General features: G+C 70.2%; 13 protein-coding genes and 1 pseudogene. 10 read left to right on the forward strand and 4 right to left on the reverse strand.

Features of this window, described 5'->3' with window-relative positions:
- Window positions 1-115 precede the first annotated feature (115 nt).
- Window positions 116-676: pseudogene (locus tag ACFXC1_RS19650) on the forward strand (helix-turn-helix domain-containing protein); the annotation flags it as partial.
- Here ACFXC1_RS19650 and ACFXC1_RS19655 read toward each other — a convergent pair.
- Together ACFXC1_RS19655 and ACFXC1_RS19660 are read right to left on the reverse strand one after the other, a co-directional pair.
- Window positions 608-1,933 (reverse strand): outer membrane protein assembly factor BamB family protein, encoded by a 1,326-nt coding sequence (locus ACFXC1_RS19655; protein ID WP_381244283.1) that lies wholly within the window; start codon window positions 1,931-1,933, stop codon window positions 608-610. The pseudogene ACFXC1_RS19650 and the gene ACFXC1_RS19655 sit on opposite strands and share 69 nt — an antisense overlap.
- Before the next feature lie 417 nt (window positions 1,934-2,350).
- On the reverse strand, window positions 2,351-2,827 hold the full coding sequence (locus ACFXC1_RS19660) for a GNAT family N-acetyltransferase (protein WP_381244285.1): 477 nt from the start codon (window positions 2,825-2,827) through the stop codon (window positions 2,351-2,353).
- Window positions 2,828-2,895: 68 nt separating this feature from the next.
- Between ACFXC1_RS19660 and ACFXC1_RS19665 the strand changes: the two genes are divergently transcribed.
- Window positions 2,896-3,699 (forward strand): exodeoxyribonuclease III, encoded by an 804-nt coding sequence (locus tag ACFXC1_RS19665; RefSeq protein WP_381244287.1) that lies wholly within the window; start codon window positions 2,896-2,898, stop codon window positions 3,697-3,699.
- On the opposite strand, the gene ACFXC1_RS19670 is transcribed toward ACFXC1_RS19665, so the two are convergent.
- A complete protein-coding gene (locus ACFXC1_RS19670; RefSeq protein ID WP_381244329.1) occupies window positions 3,687-4,328 on the reverse strand; it encodes a MerR family transcriptional regulator in 642 nt (213 codons plus the stop codon). The two genes, ACFXC1_RS19665 and ACFXC1_RS19670, sit on opposite strands and share 13 nt — an antisense overlap.
- A gap of 167 nt (window positions 4,329-4,495) precedes the next feature.
- Between ACFXC1_RS19670 and ACFXC1_RS19675 the strand changes: the two genes are divergently transcribed.
- The 4 genes from ACFXC1_RS19675 (at window position 4,496) to ACFXC1_RS19690 (ending at window position 8,085) form a co-directional block, all read left to right on the forward strand.
- Window positions 4,496-5,995 (forward strand): flavin-containing monooxygenase, encoded by a 1,500-nt coding sequence (locus ACFXC1_RS19675; RefSeq protein ID WP_381244288.1) that lies wholly within the window; start codon window positions 4,496-4,498, stop codon window positions 5,993-5,995.
- On the forward strand, window positions 5,992-6,909 hold the full coding sequence (locus tag ACFXC1_RS19680; RefSeq protein WP_381244290.1) for an alpha/beta fold hydrolase: 918 nt from the start codon (window positions 5,992-5,994) through the stop codon (window positions 6,907-6,909). The genes ACFXC1_RS19675 and ACFXC1_RS19680 overlap by 4 nt, the downstream gene beginning before the upstream one ends.
- Window positions 6,906-7,793: an SDR family oxidoreductase gene (locus ACFXC1_RS19685; RefSeq protein WP_381244292.1), complete on the forward strand. Its 888-nt coding sequence runs from the start codon at window positions 6,906-6,908 to the stop codon at window positions 7,791-7,793. Before ACFXC1_RS19680 ends, ACFXC1_RS19685 begins: the two co-directional genes overlap by 4 nt.
- Before the next feature lie 85 nt (window positions 7,794-7,878).
- Complete coding sequence (locus ACFXC1_RS19690) at window positions 7,879-8,085, forward strand: hypothetical protein (protein WP_381244294.1); 207 nt, start codon at window positions 7,879-7,881, stop codon at window positions 8,083-8,085.
- A gap of 149 nt (window positions 8,086-8,234) precedes the next feature.
- Here the strand turns inward: ACFXC1_RS19690 and ACFXC1_RS19695 are convergent, their stop codons facing one another.
- The gene (locus ACFXC1_RS19695; RefSeq protein WP_381244296.1) at window positions 8,235-11,462 is read right to left on the reverse strand and encodes a S41 family peptidase; all 3,228 of its coding nucleotides are present in this window, start codon (window positions 11,460-11,462) and stop codon (window positions 8,235-8,237) included.
- A 154-nt stretch (window positions 11,463-11,616) separates the two neighbouring features.
- On the opposite strand from ACFXC1_RS19695, the gene ACFXC1_RS19700 reads away from it, so the two are divergent.
- The 4 genes from ACFXC1_RS19700 (at window position 11,617) to ACFXC1_RS19715 (ending at window position 15,822) form a co-directional block, all read left to right on the forward strand.
- Entirely contained in the window at window positions 11,617-12,216 is a 600-nt protein-coding gene (locus tag ACFXC1_RS19700) for a TetR/AcrR family transcriptional regulator (RefSeq protein ID WP_381244297.1), read from the forward strand.
- Between the two features lie 130 nt (window positions 12,217-12,346).
- Window positions 12,347-14,569, forward strand: a complete 2,223-nt coding sequence (locus tag ACFXC1_RS19705; protein ID WP_381244298.1) for an MMPL family transporter — start codon at window positions 12,347-12,349, stop codon at window positions 14,567-14,569.
- Between the two features lie 98 nt (window positions 14,570-14,667).
- Window positions 14,668-15,228, forward strand: a complete 561-nt coding sequence (locus ACFXC1_RS19710) for a hypothetical protein (protein ID WP_381244299.1) — start codon at window positions 14,668-14,670, stop codon at window positions 15,226-15,228.
- Window positions 15,229-15,267: 39 nt separating this feature from the next.
- A complete protein-coding gene (locus tag ACFXC1_RS19715; RefSeq protein ID WP_381244301.1) occupies window positions 15,268-15,822 on the forward strand; it encodes a cysteine hydrolase family protein in 555 nt (184 codons plus the stop codon).
- The last annotated feature ends 951 nt before the right edge of the window (window positions 15,823-16,773 follow it).

Raw genomic sequence — 16,773 nt, forward strand, 5'->3', positions numbered from 1 at the left:
ATCGGACGGGATCTCGTCGTTTCTGGACTGTGCGGGAGGTCTGGGTGCGGGTGGCGCTGCCACGCCCGTCGAGCGATGGCAGCGATATCCCTCCTGGTCATCCGAGCGTGGGCGCGTGGCTGCTGTGATCGCGGCGTCGGAGCCGTCCTGGATTTCGTGAGGGCGCCGGCGGGGGCCGGACGGGCCGACCGTGGAGCCTGCCGTCGGACGACCGCGTCCTCCTCGTCACGGCCTACTGGCGTACGAACTTGACACCGCGCCGACTCTCCCCGTTGTACGGCAGCTCAAAGTCCGCCGCGGACCTCATGGTCGACCCCCTCGGTCCGATGCTCGCACTCCAGCCCCGGAAGCGATTCCTCAAGGACACCGTGCTCATCGTGGACGGCACCCTGGTGCCCACCCGCGACCACACGGTGACCGAGCAGTCCAAGACCTATCGGTACTCCAGGACCGGCGGCGGCCTTCGCACCGCCGCCGCGAGGGCGAGGAGCCCCCTGCTTGGAAAGAGGAACACAACCGCTCACACAAACAGGTCCGGGCTCGCGTCGAGCATGTCTTCGCCCGCATGAAGAGCTGGAAGATCCTCCCCGAACTGCCCGACGGATGCCTACCAGGTCGTGAAAGCGAGCGTCATCGGATCGGGGCTTGCCTCGCCCACGTAGTAGCCGCTGCCCGTGTGCAGGAAGAACCGCCCGTCGTCGTACAGCATGGGCACCTTGACTTCGTTGCTGATCAACGAGTGCAGCGTGCTGTTGAGCGACAGCTCGTCGGGCATCTCCATCAACGTGGTGCTCTTGCCGGTGGCGGGGTCCAGGAGCAGGACCCGGGCGGGGGTGGTGGGTTCGGCCTCCTGCGCGGCGACGAGGGCCTTGCCTTCGGCGCGCACCGGAACGAGGGTCGAGTCGTCCGGGGCCGGGAAGCTGCGGATGGCCTTGCCGGTGGTCAGGTCGAAAGCGGTGATCCGGTTGCCCGCGGAGTAGTTGTGGGGGTCGCTGCCGAGGTAGGCGATGTCGCCGCTCACGACCGTGGCGCCGCAGCCGCCGGTCTCACCGCACCCCGCGACGTAGTCGTCGCCGAGTGGGATGGTGGACTGCACCTTGCCCTCGTCGGAGACGGTGACCAACTGGTCGGCGTCCAGGCCCTTTTCGTTCTGGAGCAGGCCGAGCACGAGCGGCTCACTGGACACCAGCCAGGCGCCCCTGGCCTTCGGCACCTCGTACCGCCACGTCGCCTTGCCGGTGCCCGGATCGCGCTCGCCGACGCGGAACTTCATGCCGGCGGAGGTCTTGCAGTAGGACAGGGTGAGGAGTTCCGCACCGCCGAGGTGTTCCTCCTGGGTACAGCCGGCGGCCGGGGCGGTCCACGCGGGGGCGCCGGTGGAGGTGCCGTAGGCGGCGGACCCGCCGGGCCAGCCGGCCGCCGCGACGGTGTCGCTGATCGCGACGTTCAGCCCGAGCCCGAGGCCGACGCTCTCGTCGGTGATCGGCTTCTCCCACACCTTGACGCCCTTGTCCACGTCGATCACCGCGAACCGCGTGCAGAGACTTTTGACGGTGTCCTTGGTCGCGTGGAACACGACGGCGACGAGACCGGCGGAGGTCACGTTGCGGGAGGCCCCGCAGAGCCCGCCGGAGAGCGGGACGGTCCAGGCGCGCTTGCCGGTGGTCAGGTTGTAGCCGGTGACGGCCTCCTCGGCGCCGGTGGCGTAGACGCGGGAGGTGAGCCACGCTCCGGGAGTCTGGATGTAGTCGCTGGTGTTCTTCGGCGTGGGCGGGTCTACGTTCAGGAGCTGCCGGCCGTTGATGGTGGTCGGGGTTGGCGTGGGCGTGGGGGGCGGGGAGGCGGCGCTCGTTTTGCCGTCCGAGCGGGTGGAGTCGTCGCCGCGGAGCATGAGGACCGTGCCGGTGGCGAGGAGAGCCAGGACGGCGGCCACCGCGCACAGCACGAGCGGCAGGCGCCGGCTGCGGGTGGGCGGTTGCTGAGGCGGGGGCGGGAACTGAGGCTGGGCATAAGGATTCTGAGCGTGCGGCAGAGGGCCCGGCTGTGGCTGCTGAGGGGGCTGGTAGGGGCCGTAGGACTGAGGGGGCTGATACGGCCCGGCCTGCTGGGGGTGCGGGGGCGGCTGCGGAGGCCGGCCTTGCGAGGGAGGTGGCAGTGGCGGCTGCGACATGGGGTGCTGTTCTCCTTCGCGCGGGCGCGTGGCTACGCGGGGCGCGCGACTCGGCGTGGATGACCGGAACATGTTCGCAGATGTGATCATCCTGACACCACGAGGGTGGGCGGGTGCCCGTCGGGTACCACCCCCCCCGCCCGGGCGCCTGTCCCCTGACGAGCCGACAGGTGCCCGAGGTCACAGTGCCTTCGCGAAGCACCTGCTGTCGTCGAAGTGGCGGTAGTAGCCGAACTTCACGCAGGGCGCGTAGCCGCTGGACGTGTAGAGGGCGATGGCCTCGGGCTGCTTGGTGCCGGTCTCCAGGACCATGCGGGTGCGGCCGGCGGCGCGGGCGTTCTCCTCCAGGGCGGCCAGCATGCGGCGGGCGAGGCCCAGGCCGCGTGCCTGCTCGATCACGAACATGCGCTTGAGTTCGGCGTCGCCGTCCTCGTTGCCCTCGCCGTTGGCGTCCTGGGAGCGCCAGCCGCCGGTGGCGACGGGGGCGTCGTTGTCGTCGTACGCGATGAAGTACACGCCGTTGGGCGGTTCGAAGTCCGTCGGGGCGAGCGGGGTGGAGTCGCCGCCGTCGCCGTAGCGGACGTGGTACTCGGCCTGTACCTCGTCGTTCAGCTTCACGGCGTCGGGGTGGTCGAAGGGAACAGTGCGTATATCCACGGCGAAAATCGTATACCTGCTCTAAAAGGGGATCCGGACTCCGTCCAGTGTGCCGGTATCGTGCCGGAGTGCTCACTGTGACCTCAGCAAATGTCAATGGCTTGCGGGCCGCCGCGAAGAAGGGCTTCGTGGAGTGGCTCGCCGGGACCTCCGCCGATGTGCTCTGCCTCCAGGAGGTGCGAGCCGAGCCGCAGCAGCTGCCGGAGCACGTCCGCACCCCCGAGGGCTGGCACGTCGTGCACGCGCCGGCCGCCGCCAAGGGCCGCGCGGGCGTCTCCCTCTACACCCGCCGAGAGCCCGACCGCGTCCGGGTCGGCTTCGGATCGGCCGAGTTCGACGGCAGCGGCCGCTACGTCGAGGCCGACCTCCCCGGCGTCACGGTCGCGAGCCTCTACCTCCCCTCCGGCGAGGTCGGCACCGAGCGGCAGGACGAGAAGATCCGCTTCATGGACGAGTTCCTCGCCTACTTGAAGGACCTGCGCGAGCGGGCCGCCGCCGACGGCCGCGAGGTCGTCGTCTGCGGCGACTGGAACATCGCCCACCAGCCGGCCGACCTCAAGAACTGGCGCGCCAACCAGAAGAGCTCCGGCTTCCTGCCGGAGGAACGGGAGTGGCTGAGCCGGGTCTTCGACGCGGCGGACGGGGCGTACGTCGATGTCGTACGGGCGCTGCATCCGGACGTGGAGGGGCCGTACTCGTGGTGGTCGTACCGGGGACGGGCCTTCGACAACGACAGCGGATGGCGCATCGACTACCACGTCACGACGCCGGGGCTCGCCGCCAAGGCGGTCAAGGGGTATGTCGAGCGCGCGGCCACGCATGACGAGCGGTGGTCGGACCACGCTCCGGTGACGGTGGTCTACGACCTCTGAGGATCCTGGCCGCGCTGTTGCAGTCGCCGGTCCATCGCCATCGACAGTTCCGCCTCCACCACGCTCTTCGCCAGCGGCCGCAGCCGTTGCAGGTCCTCCGGTGTGCCGCCCTGGGCGAGGACCAGGTCGGCGAAGAGTTCGGCGAGGGACTCGGTGTGCGCGCGGACGCGGCGGCCCGCGTCGAGGACGTCGGCGAGGGGGATGCCCTCGCGGACCAGGGCGGCCGTGATGTCGAGGAGGCGGCGGCTGATGTGGACGATCTCGCTGCCGTCTGTGCCGAGGTAGCCGAGTTCGAGCGAGGCGGCGAAGTTCTCCGGGGTGGCCTGGTCGCCGAAGTAGTCGGCGAGGGCCTCGGGGGTGAGCCGGACCGGGGTCTCCTCGGTGGGTGCGCCCAGACCGAGGAGTTCGCCTACGTTGCGGCCGTGGTCGAAGGCCTCGGCCAGTTCCGCGATGCCGTTGAGGGTGTGGCCGCGCTCCAGGAGCGCCGAGATCGTGCGCAGGCGGGCGAGGTGCGTCTCGTCGTACCAGGCGATACGGCCCTCCCGGCGCGGCGGGGGGATGAGTTTGCGTTCGCGGTAGAAGCGCAGGGTGCGCACCGTGATGCCGGCCTGCTCGGCCAGTTCCTCCATGCGGTATTCGCGCTTCTGTTCTGCCTTCTCCGCCACGCCCGCACCCTACGTCGTACCCCGGGTAACTTTCCCGCTCCCGCCCCCTACCCATGAGTACGGAGCTGCTCTACAGTCCGATTGCGCCAGTGTTCACTGGCGCGGTTGTGGGTCGTATGGGAGGGCACGGGATGACCGAACACGAGCATGTGCGGGTGGCGGTGATCGGGTCCGGGTTCGGCGGGCTGGGGGCCGCGGTGCGGCTGCGGCGCGAGGGCGTCACCGACTTCGTCGTCCTGGAGCGCGCGGACAGCGTCGGCGGGACCTGGCGGGACAACAGCTACCCCGGGTGCGCCTGCGACGTGCCGTCCCATCTGTACTCGTTCTCCTTCGCGCCCAACCCCGACTGGCCGCGCACCTTCTCCGGGCAGGAGCACATCCGCGGCTACCTGGAGCACGTCACGGACGTCTTCCGGCTCCGCCCCCACCTCCGCTTCAACTCCGAAGTGAAGATGATGACCTGGGACGCCGAGCGGCTGCGCTGGGACATCGAGACCAGCGGCGGTTCCTACTCCGCCGACCTCGTCGTCTCCGCGACCGGGCCGCTCTCCGACCCGAAGATCCCGGACATCCCCGGGCTCGACTCCTTCCCCGGCAAGGTCTTCCACTCCGCCCGCTGGGACCACGACTACGACCTGCGGGGCAAGCGCGTCGCCATGGTCGGCACCGGCGCCTCCGCGATCCAGATCGTGCCGTCGATCCAGCCCGAGGTGGAACGCCTCACCCTCTTCCAGCGCACCCCGCCCTGGGTCATGCCCCGCGTCGACCGCGCCATCAGCGGCGCCGAACGCGCCCTGCACCGCGCGCTGCCCTTCACCACCCAGGCCCGCCGCGGACTCCTGTGGGGCCTCAGGGAGTTGCAGGTCCAGGCGTTCACCAAGCGGCCCAACGAGCTCGGAATGGTGGAGCAGTTGGCCAAGCGCAACATGGCCCGCTCCATCAAGGACCCGGCCCTGCGCGCCAAACTCACCCCCGACTACCGCATCGGCTGCAAGCGCATCCTGCTCTCCAGCGCCTACTATCCGGCCCTCGCCCAGCCCAACGTCGACGTCGTGACCAGTGGGCTGAGCGAGGTGCGCGGCTCGACCGTGGCCGGTGCCGACGGCAGTACGGCCGAGGTCGACGCGATCGTCTTCGGTACGGGCTTCCACGTCACGGACATGCCGATCGCCGACCGGGTCGTCGGCGCGGACGGGCGGACGCTGGCCGAGGCCTGGCAGGGCGGAATGCAGGCGCTGCGCGGCGCCTCGGCGGCCGGGTTCCCCAACTGGATGACCATCATCGGGCCCAACACCGGCCTCGGGAACTCCTCCATGATCCTGATGATCGAGTCCCAGCTGAACTACATGGCCGACTACGTACGGCAGTTGGACGTCCTCGGCGGCCAAGTCGCCCTCGACGCCCGGCCCGCCGCCGTGGACGCCTGGAACCGGCGCGTGCAGGAACGCATGAAGCGGACCGTGTGGAACACCGGCGGCTGCACCAGCTGGTACCTCGACGCCAACGGCCGCAACACCACCATCTGGCCCGGCACGACCACCGAGTTCCGCACGGCCACGCGGCGCGTGAACCTCGCGGAGTACGAGGTCGTACGCGCGCCCGCCGAGAAGAAGGCCGAGGCCGCCGTATGAGCCGTCTCATGCATGTCGTCTCCGGGGCCTACGCCCCACCCGTCCCCGTCCGGGAGTTGACCGTCACCTCGGCCGACGGCTCACGGCTGCACGCCGAGGTGCACGGCCCCGAGGGCGCGCCGGCCGTCGTCCTCGCGCACGGCTGGTGCTGCTCCACGGCCTTCTGGGCCGCGCAGACAAGGGACTTGGCGGTCGACCACCGGGTCGTCGTCTACGACCAGCGCGGGCACGGGCGCAGTCCGGCGGCCCTCACCTACAGCACCGACGCGCTCGCCGACGACCTGGAAGCCGTACTCGAAGCGACTCTCACCCCCGGCGAGAAGGCCGTGGTCGTGGGGCACTCCATGGGCGGGATGACCGTGCTGGCGGCGGCCGGGCGGGCCCGGTTCCGGGAGCACGCGGTGGCCGTGCTGCTGTGCAGTACGGGCAGTTCGCGGCTGGTCGACGAGTCGCTCGTGGTGCCGATGCGGGCCGGGCGGACCCGGACCCGGCTGACCCGGAAGGTCCTCGGGACGCGGGCGCCGCTCGGGCCGGTCACGCCCGCCGCGCGCCGGATCCTGAAGTACGCGACGATGGGACCCGGTTCCGCGCCGCACATGGTCGAGGCGTGCGCGCGGATCGTGCACGCGTGTCCGAGGACGGTGCGGCACGCGTGGTCGCAGGTCCTCGACTCCCTCGAACTCGACCACGGCGTACGGGAGTTGGCGGTGCCCACGGCCGTCGTCGTCGGGACGGCGGACCGGATGACGCCGCCGGTGCACGCGCGGGCGCTGGTCGCCGCGCTGCCGAACTGTGTCGGGAGCACCGAGTTGCCCGGGCTCGGCCATATGACGCCCGTCGAGGCGCCGGAACTGGTCAGCGCCAGGATTCGTGAACTGGCCGCCACGTACGCACACATCAAGGAGGGCGCATGAGCGGCAAGGTGAGCCTGGAGGGTCAGGTCGCGGTCGTGACCGGGGCCGCGCGGGGCGTCGGCGAACTGCTCGCCCGCAAGCTCTCCGCGCGCGGCGCGAAGGTGGCGCTGGTCGGGCTGGAGCCGGACGCGCTCAAGCAGGTCGCGGAGCGGCTGCACACCGACAGCGCCTCCTGGTACGCGGATGTCACCGACCACGAGGCGATGGCGCGGGTCGCCGCCGAGGTCAAGGAGCGGTTCGGGAAGGTCGACATCGTCGTCGCCAACGCCGGTGTCGCCGGCGGCGGGCCCTTCGTCGACTCCGATCCGGTCGCGTGGCGGCGGGTGATCGAGGTGAATCTGATCGGGTCCGCCGTGACCGCGCGGGCGTTCCTGCCGGTGCTGATGGAGAGCCGGGGATATCTGCTGCAGATCGCTTCGTTGGCCGCGATCACTCCCGCGCCGATGATGACCGCGTACTGCGCGTCCAAGGCGGGCGTCGAGGCGTACGCGCACAGCCTGCGCGCCGAGGTCGGCTACAAGGGCGTACGGGTCGGCGTCGGGTATCTGTCCTGGACCGACACGGACATGGTGCGCGGGGCCGATCAGGACGACGTCATGCGGGAGTTGAGGCAGCGGCTGCCGTGGCCGGCCAACAAGACGTATCCACTCGGGCCGGCCGTGGACCGTCTCGTCGCCGGGATCGAACGGCGGTCGAGCCATGTGTACGGGCAGGGGTGGCTGCGGGGGACGCAGGGCCTGCGCGGATATCTCCCGGGGATCATCGGGGCGGTGGGGCAGCGGGAGATGCGGCGGTTCGGATCGCGGTTGGAAGGTATGCGTTCCGGGCTCGTCGGTGCAGGTGGGGCCGCGGATGAGGCCGCGCGTGCTACGGAGGGTGACTGATCGAGATGCGGGGGGTGACCGGGCGTGTGAATCTGGTCGAGGCCCGGTCAAGGGCCATTTCCCCCCACTACGGGAGTGAACCCACATGGGTATGAAGGACCAGTTCCAGGACAAGGCCGAAGAGCTCGCCGACAAGGCCAAGGAGAAGGCGGGCCAGGGGCGTGAGCGCGGGGAGCGCGGGGAGCGCGGCGCGCGGCGGGACGAGATGGGCGAGCGGGGTCAGCAGCGGGACGAGACCTCCGAGCGCATGCAGCGTGAAGAGGACCGGATGGATCAGGACTACGACGTTTAGTTGAGGCCTGATTGCGTGGGGCGCCCTGTTTTTTTGGGCGTCCCACGTTTCGTTGTTGGGTGCGGGTCGGTGGGGGCTGGGCGCGCCCACGCGGCGGAGCCGCAAATAGATACAGCCCCGCGCCCCTAGGTGAGTTGCCCCGCTGTCTCCTAAGAGCGTGGGGGGAGTTTTGGGCGGGAGCGGTCCGGGACGTCCGAGTAGTTCGGCGGGGTTGCCGCCGGGTGGATTGCCAGCAGGTCCAGCGCCAGCTTGATCGCGTCGTCCAACTGGGCGTGCCGTCCCTCTGCCCAGTCCAATGGGGTGCGGAGGATCTCCAAGTCCGGTGTGACGCCGCGGTTCTCCACCGACCAGCCGTAGGCGTCGAACCAGGCCGCGTTCATGGGGACGGTGATCACCGTGCCGTCGCCCAGTTGGTGGCGGCCGGTCATGCCGACCACTCCGCCCCAGGTGCGTTGGCCGACTACCGGACCCAGCTTCAGCAGCTTGAAGGCTGCCGTAATCATGTCGCCGTCCGACGAGGTCGCCTCGTCGGCCAGCGCAACCACCGGGCCCCTGGGGGCGTTTGAGGCGTACGACACCGGTTGGGCGTTGCGGGTCAGGTCCCAGCCGAGGATGGTGCGGGTGAGTTTTTCGACGACCAGCTCGCTGATGTGGCCGCCCGCGTTGCCGCGTACGTCGACGATGAGGGCGGGGCGGGAGACCTCCAGGCGCAGGTCGCGGTTGAACTGGGCCCAGCCGGAGCCGCCCATGTCGGGGATGTGGAGGTAGCCGCAGTGGCCGCCGCTCAACTCCCGTACCACCGCCCGGCGTTTGGCCACCCAGTCCTGGTAACGGAGGGGGCGTTCGTCGATGAGGGGGACGACCGCGACGCGGCGGGCTCTGCCCTCACCCTCCGCCGGAGTGAACGTCAGCTCCACCGTCGTGCCGCCCGCGCCCGCCAACAGGGGGTAGGGGCCGGTGAGTTGGTCCACCGGGCGGCCGTCCACGTGGGTCAGGACGGCGCCCTCGCGGATGCCCGTGCCGGCCAGCGGGGAGCGGGCCTTGGAGTCCGAGGACTCGCCGGGGAGGATGCGGGTCACCGTCCAACCTCCCTCCCTGCGGACGAAGTTGGCGCCCAGCAGGCCCTGGCGGCGCTGGTAGTGGGGCGGGCCCTCGTTGCGGCGGGACGGGGTGACGTAGGCGTGGGAGGTGCCCAGCTCGCCCAGGACTTCGCGGAGGAGGTCCGCGAAGTCGTCGGGGGTGGCGACGCGTTCCACCAGCGGGCGGTACTGGTCCAGGACTCCGTTCCAGTCGATGCCGCACATCTGCGGGTCCCAGTAGTGGGCGCGGATCAGGCGGCCCGCCTCCTCGTAGGACTGGCGCCACTCGGCGGCCGGGTCGACCTCGTGCAGGATGCGGCGCAGGTCGATCCAGACGGTCGAGTCTCCGTCGCCGGACTCTGTGGAGGGGACCGCTCGTAGTTCGTCCTCGTCGACTACCACCAGCCGTGAGCCGTCGCCGCTCAGCGCGAACCAGTCGAGGTGGTCCACGAGTTCGGACTTCTTCGCCTTGCTGATGTTGAAGTACTCGAGGGTCGGCCGGCCGCTGGTGTCGTCCGGGTTGGCGAAGGTCTCGCCCAGCGCGCCGGAGATCGGCCAGCGCAGCCAGACCAGGCCCCCGCCCGAAACCGGGTACAGCGCCGAGTACTTGGAGGCCGAGACGGGGAAGGGGGTGACCCTGTTCTCCAGGCCCTCCACCTCCACCGTCACCGCGCCGTCCGCGCCCTCGTCGTCCTCCGCCGCGTCGAGGCCTCCGGCGGCCGGGCGGCCCTCCGGGGTCAGGGCGAAGGGGGAGGGGGTGGCCGAGGAGAGGGGGACCAGGTAGGGGCGGCAGCCCAGTGGGAAGGACAGGTCGCCGGTGTGGACGTCGTAGACCGGGTCGAAGCCGCGCCAGGAGAGGAAGGCGAGGTAGCGGCCGTCCCTGGTGAAGACCGGATTCTCGTCCTCGAAGCGGCCGTTGGTGACATCGACGATCAGGCGGTCCTTTATACGGGCCATCTTGATCTGGCGGAGGGAGCGGCCGATGCCCGGGTGGGACCAGGTCAGCCAGCTGCCGTCGGGGGAGAAGGCGAGGTCCCGTACCGGTCCGTTGATCGAGCAGATGAGCTCCGTCACTTCGCCGCTGGAGTCCTCCGTGGCATCCAGGAGCAACAACCGACCGTCGTGGGCCGCGATCGCCAGGCGTTCGCCCGCCGGGTCCGAGACCAGTTCCAGTACGCGGCCCAGTTCGCCGGAGGCGAGCCGGCGGGGGGCGCGGTCGCCGGTGGCCCGGGGGAGGTAGGCGATCTCGATCGCGTCCTCGCCGTCCGCGTCGGTGACGTAGGCGACCTGGCCGCCGCTGCCGAGCATCTCGGGGAGGCGTACCCGTACGCCCGGGGTGTCGGTGATGGTCCGGGCGGGCCCGTCGCGGTGCGTAAGCCAGTACAGACTTCCCCGTACGACGACGGCACTCGCCCGGCCCGTCTCGTCGACCGAGATGCCGTCGACGTGCTGGGCGGCGGGGACCTGGTACGTACGACGGCCCGGGCGCGGGCCGCTGAGGCGGACGTCGAGCTTGCGTGGGAGTGAGGTGGGGGACAGGTCGCCGACGATCCACAGGTCGCCGGCGCACTGGTACACGACCCGGGTGCCGTCGCTCGCCGCGTGCCGGGCGTAGAAGGCGTCGTGGTCGGTGTGGCGGCGGAGGTCGGAGCCGTCGTAGGTACAGGAGTAGAGGTTGCCGATGCCCTCGTGGTCGGAGAGGAAGGCGATGCGGCCGTCGACGAACATCGGGGAGTGGAGGTGGCCTTCGAGGTCGGCGAGGAGGCGGCGGCCGTGCAGCCAGAGGCGGCCCATGGCGCCGCCGCGGTAGCGCTTCCAGGCGGCCGGTTCGTGGGGCGGGGTGCCGGTGAGGAGGAGGGTCCGGCGTTCGCCGTCGATGTCGGCGAGCTGGATGTCGGAGACCGGGCCCCAGGGGAGGCGGCCGCCGGGGTCGCCGTCGGTGGGGACCTTGTGGGCCCAGGTGAAGTAGGAGAACGGTTCGCCGTGCGAGGCGACCGCGAGGATGTCGCCTTCGGGCGTCCAGCCGCAGACCTGGGTGTCGGCGCTGCCCCAGTAGGTGAGTCTGCGGCCGGGGCCGCCGTCGACCGGGACGAGGTGGATCTCCGGGACCAGGCTCCGCCAGGTCGTGTACGCGAGGTGGCGGCCGTCGGGGGAGAAGCGGGGGTGGCCGATCTTGGTGCGGTCGACGGTGAGGCGCCAGGCGCGGCCCCCGCCGTAGAGGGGGGCCAGCCAGAGGTCGTCCTCGGCGACAAAGCTCAGCAGGTCTCCGTTGAGGTGCGGCAGGCGCAGATAGCTCACGTCCCTATGCTTTTCCGCGGGACGGACCGGAGCAACTTGTGAAATAACGAGGCGGGTGACTCACCACACGTACGAAACGGTTTCGTTTCGAAGAGAGGTGCGCTACATTCGTCATGTACGAAACCGTGTCGTTCGGAGCCGGAAGGTGAGTCGCATGACTGAAGTCGCAACGGCGCGTCGCAGTCGCATCACACCCGAGCGCGAGGCCGAGTTGTACGAGGCCGTGCTCGACCTGCTCCGCGAAGTCGGCTACGACGTCCTCACCATGGACGCCGTCGCCGCCCGCACCCACTCCAGCAAGGCGACCCTCTACCGCCAGTGGGGCGGCAAGGCCGAGCTGGTGGCCAAGGCGGTGCGGCACAGCAAGCCGGGCCGGCCCACCGATGTCGACACCGGAACGCTCCGGGGCGACATGCACGCCATGGTGGCCCGCGAGGACGACTGCCGGATCGAGCGGAACTCCGCGCTGATGCGGGGTCTGGCCATGGCGACGCACAACAACCCGGATCTGCTGCAGGCGTTCCGGGAGCTGCTCATCGAACCGGAGATCGAAGAGTTCCGCATCGTCATGCAGCGCGCCGTCGACCGGGGCGAGGTCCGTGCGGACTGCCCGGCGCTGGAGTTCGTGGTGCACATGATGATCGGCGCCTTCGCCACCCGCACGGTGATCGAGGACCTGCCGCCGACCAAGGCCTATCTGACCTCGTACATCGACGCCGTAGTGCTCCCCGCACTGGGCGCACCCACCACCTGACACACCCCACAACACCCAGCAAGCCCACCTGACGTAACCGCTCACGTCGTCGGGCCGATCAGCCGTGTCCCCAACCGGCCGGTCACACCTGCCCCGAAGAACCCCACGACCTGACCGGGAGTACGCCCTCGTGGCCACGTTCCTCTACAAAGCCGGCCGGCTCGCCTTCAGGCGACGGCATTTCGTCGCCCTCCTATGGATCGCCCTGCTGACGCTCGCCGGAGTCGGCGCGGCCAGCGCGCCCGCCGCGGGCAGCACCTCCTTCTCCATCCCCGGCACCGAGGCCCAGAAGGCCTTCGACCTGCTGGACCAGCGCTTCCCCGGCTCCAGTTCGGACGGCGCCACCGCGCGCGTCGTCTTCAAGGCGCCGAGCGGCGAGAAGATGACGGACGCCGCCAACAAGGCGACCGTCGAGAAGACGGTGAAGGAGCTGGCCGACGGTTCCGAGGTCGTCTCCGTCAGCGACCCGTTCACCACGAACGCCGTCAGCAAGAACGGGACGGTCGCCTACACCTCGGTGAAGTACGACGTCGCCGGCATGGAACTCAAGGACGCCAGCAAGAACGCCCTGGAGGACACCGCGGCCCAGGCCCGGTCCACCGGACTGACCGTCGATGTCGGCGGTGACGCGCTCCAGGCCGCCGCGGAGATGGGGGTCGGCGAGATCATCGGTATCGCCCTGGCCGCCGTCATCCTCCTCATCACCCTGGGCTCGCTGGTCTCGGCCGGCCTGCCGCTGCTGACGGCGATCATCGGGGTCGGCATCGGCGTCTCGACGATCACAGCCCTCGCGAAGACGCTGGACCTGGGCTCGACGACATCGACGCTGGCGCTGATGATCGGCCTCGCCGTCGGCATCGACTACGCGCTGTTCATCGTGTCCCGCTACCGCGCCGAACTGGCCGAGGGCCGCGAACGCGAGGAGGCGGCGGGCCGGGCCGTGGGCACGGCAGGCTCGGCGGTCGTCTTCGCGGGCCTCACCGTGGTCATCGCGCTGGCCGGACTCGCGGTCGTCAACGTCCCGATGCTCACCAAGATGGGCGTCGCGGCGGCCGGCACGGTCGTGGTCGCGGTGCTCATCGCCCTGACCATGATCCCGGCGCTGCTCGGCTACGCGGGCCGCAGGATCAAGCCCACCGGCGAGAAGGCCAAGTGGCTCGGCGGCGGCAGCGCCAAGGAGGCCGCCAAGGCGGCCAGGCCCAACATGGGCACCCGCTGGGCGAGCTTCGTCGTACGGCGTCCCGCGGCCGTCCTGATCCTCGGCGTGCTCGGCCTCGGCGCGATCGCGCTGCCCGCCAGCCAGCTCCAGCTGGGCCTGCCCGACGACAGTTCGCAGCCGACGTCCACCACCCAGCGACGGGCCTACGACCTCCTCGCCGAGGGCTTCGGTCCCGGTTTCAACGGCCCGTTGATGATCGTCGTGGACGCCAAGAACAGCGACGCCCCCAAGGCCGCCGCCACCGAGGTGACCGACAGGATCAAGAAGCTCGACGACGTGGTCTCGGTCAGCCCGGCCATGTTCAACAAGGCCGGTGACACCGCGACGATCACCGTCGTACCCGACTCCAAGCCGTCGTCGGTCACCACCGAGGACCTCGTGCACTCCATCCGGGGCGAGGGCGCCGGCATCAAGGCCGACACGGACGCGCAGGTGCTGGTCACCGGCACCACGGCGATGAACATCGACTTCTCGCAGAAGCTCAACGACGCCCTGATCCCGTACCTGGCCCTGGTCGTCGGCCTCGCCTTCCTGCTGTTGATCGTCGTCTTCCGCTCGATCCTGGTCCCGCTGAAGGCGGCCCTCGGCTTCCTGCTCAGCGTGCTCGCCTCGCTCGGCGCCGTCGTCGCCGTCTTCCAGTGGGGCTGGCTGGCGGGCCTGATCGGCGTCGAGGAGACCGGCCCGGTCATGTCGATGATGCCGATCTTCCTGGTGGGCGTGGTCTTCGGCCTCGCGATGGACTACGAGGTGTTCCTCGTGACCCGGATGCGCGAGGCGTACGTCCACGGCGAGAAGCCCAGCCAGGCCGTCGTCACCGGGTTCAAGCACGGCGCCCGGGTCGTCACGGCCGCGGCGGTCATCATGATGGCGGTCTTCTCGGGCTTCATCACCTCCAGCGAGGCCATGGTCAAGATGATCGGATTCGGCCTGGCGGTCGCGGTCCTCTTCGACGCGTTCGTCGTCCGCATGGCGATCGTCCCCGCGGTACTGGCCCTGCTCGGCAAGCGGGCCTGGTGGCTGCCGAAGTGGCTGGACCGGGCACTGCCCAACGTCGACGTCGAGGGCGAGGGCCTGCGCGCCCTCGACGCCAAGGACTCGGATCCCGACGAGGACCGGGAGTTGGTCCGGGCCTGAGGCGGCTGCCGCGAGGCACTGAGGCACCGGACAACTGATCTGCCGCGCCACCGAGTTCGGGTGGCGCGGCAGATCGCGTCGGTGACAGGGTTACGGCCGTGACCGCACTGGACGATCTGTTACGGCTGCTCGGCCCGTCGACCGTGGCGAGGACCCCGTCCCCCGACGACTGGACCGAGACCGAGGCGTACGTCGCCTCGCCACTGCCCACCGACTTCAAGACGTTCCTCGACACCTACGGCACGGGCGTCATCTGCGACGAGCTGGTGGTCTTCCACCCGTGCGGCGACAGCCCCCTCGTCGCTCGGATGCGCCAGGTCCACGAGAGGCGCGCCGCTGCCCGGCGCCGCGCCCCGGACCTGCACTCCTTCCCCGTCCACCCGGAACCCGGCGGCCTGATCTCCTGGGGCTACGACCACTCAGGCAACGAGCACTTCTTCTGGCCCTGCGATCCCGACCCCGACCGGTGGAAGGTCGTCACCGACAGCCACGGCCTGGAACTGGAGGTCTTCGAGGGCTCGTTCACCGCGTTCGTCCTCGACTTCGTCGAGCGACTGCGGGAGGTGGACCCGGACGACGAGTTCGATCCGGACGACCTGGACGAACTCGGTGAACTGGATGAACCGGAACCCGTGGAACCGAGCTTCAGACCGATCTGAGCCGGGCCGATGTCAGTGGGCCGGACTAGCGTGTTGAGCATGACCACACTCGCAGAACGGCCCCACACCGCACTCCTGCTGATCGACGTCCAGGTCGACGTCGTGGCCGACGCGTACGACCGTGACGCGGTCGTCGCCAACATCGCCGCGCTCGCCGAGCGGGCACGCGAGGAAGACGTCCCGGTCATCTGGGTCCAGCACTCCGACGAGAACACTCCGAAGGGCAGCGAGGGCTGGCAGTACGTCCCCGAACTGACCCTCCGCGACGAGGAACCCCTCATCCACAAGCGCTACCCGGACTCCTTCGACGACACCCCCCTGGAAGAGGTATTGGCAGCCGCCCAGGTCGGACGCCTGGTCGTGGCAGGCGCGTCCACCGACGCGTGCATCCGCTCCACACTCCACAGTGCGTTCACGCGCGGCTACGACGTCACACTCGTCGGCGACGCCCACACCACGTCCGACCTCAGCCAGTGGGGTGCGCCGCCGCCGGAGCAGGTCATCGCCCACACGAACCTCTACTGGAAGTACCACACCGGCCCTGGTCGCACGGCGGGAGTCGAGACGACGAAGGACGTCACCCTCACGACCTGACCTTGACCCAGACCGTCTTGCTCCTGTTTCGGGAGATTTCGTCACGTACGTTTCGAAGTGAGCGTTGGGCCACTCGCTTCTTTGTCAGTGTCGGGCTTCCGCGGACCGAGTAAAGGGCGCTCCCTGCGGTCGCGTCGCCTGCGGCGATGGCCCTGCGGGCCACCCTTGACTAGGTCCGCTGCAGCCCGTTTGAGAAGCGAGCGAGTGGCCGGGAGGTGTGGGGGGCCGAGGTATGCCCACCCTTCACGTGGGCTGCGTAGTCGGCCGGTGCTGGGGGGGCGCGTCCGCGTCTCGCCGGCACGCCGGGCCGGCTCGGCGGCCAACCGCTGGTGGGGGGTGGATGGCGGGTGGCGGGTGGTGGATGGTCGTCGGTGCGTGGCGAGTGGTGCCTGGTGGGTGGTGGTGATGGGCGGGTGGGGGCAGTCAGGAGGGTGGGCGGGATCCCGGGACGGACCCGGTGGGCGGCGGGTTGGGGTGGTGGCCCGCTTCTGCCCCTCTCCCTGGCCATCGTCTTCCCCATGGCCCCATGGCCCCATGAGCCCCATGAGCCCTTGAGCCCATAGGCCCCATAGGCCCCATAGGGCCTATGGGGCCCATGCTCGTGCGCCGCCCCGACCCACCACCCCTCTGGAAGCTGTGGTCTTTTCTAACCAGTCATGAGGGGTGAGAATGGTTAGTCTGGTGCACAGCTTCTGGAGACCCCCCGGGCCCCGCCCGTCCCCAAGGGGATCCCTCCACTCGCGGTTGGCCGCTGGGCCGGCCCGGCGTGCGGGCGAGACGCGTACGCGCCCCGCTCCGCCGGGTGCGTACGCAGCCCACGTGAAGGGGTAGCAGACCCGGGCCCCCCATTCCTCCCGGCCGCTCGCTCGCTTCTCAGACGGGCTGGAGCGGAGCGAGTCAAGGGTGGAGCGCAGCGGAATCGGCGAATCCGACGCGACCGCAGGGAGCGCC

It is taken from the genome of Streptomyces hokutonensis, from assembly GCF_042751305.1.
Lineage (GTDB): Bacteria > Actinomycetota > Actinomycetes > Streptomycetales > Streptomycetaceae > Streptomyces > Streptomyces hokutonensis_A.

Coding starts and splice junctions, on each gene's coding strand:
- ACFXC1_RS19680 (WP_381244290.1), top strand. CDS start 5,992: ATGAGCCGTCTCATGCATGTCGTCTCCGGGGCCTACGCCCCACCCGTC.
- ACFXC1_RS19685 (WP_381244292.1), top strand. CDS start 6,906: ATGAGCGGCAAGGTGAGCCTGGAGGGTCAGGTCGCGGTCGTGACCGGG.
- ACFXC1_RS19715 (WP_381244301.1), top strand. CDS start 15,268: ATGACCACACTCGCAGAACGGCCCCACACCGCACTCCTGCTGATCGAC.
- ACFXC1_RS19670 (WP_381244329.1), bottom strand. CDS start 4,328: ATGGAGGAACTGGCCGAGCAGGCCGGCATCACGGTGCGCACCCTGCGC.
- ACFXC1_RS19700 (WP_381244297.1), top strand. CDS start 11,617: ATGACTGAAGTCGCAACGGCGCGTCGCAGTCGCATCACACCCGAGCGC.
- ACFXC1_RS19675 (WP_381244288.1), top strand. CDS start 4,496: ATGACCGAACACGAGCATGTGCGGGTGGCGGTGATCGGGTCCGGGTTC.
- ACFXC1_RS19690 (WP_381244294.1), top strand. CDS start 7,879: ATGGGTATGAAGGACCAGTTCCAGGACAAGGCCGAAGAGCTCGCCGAC.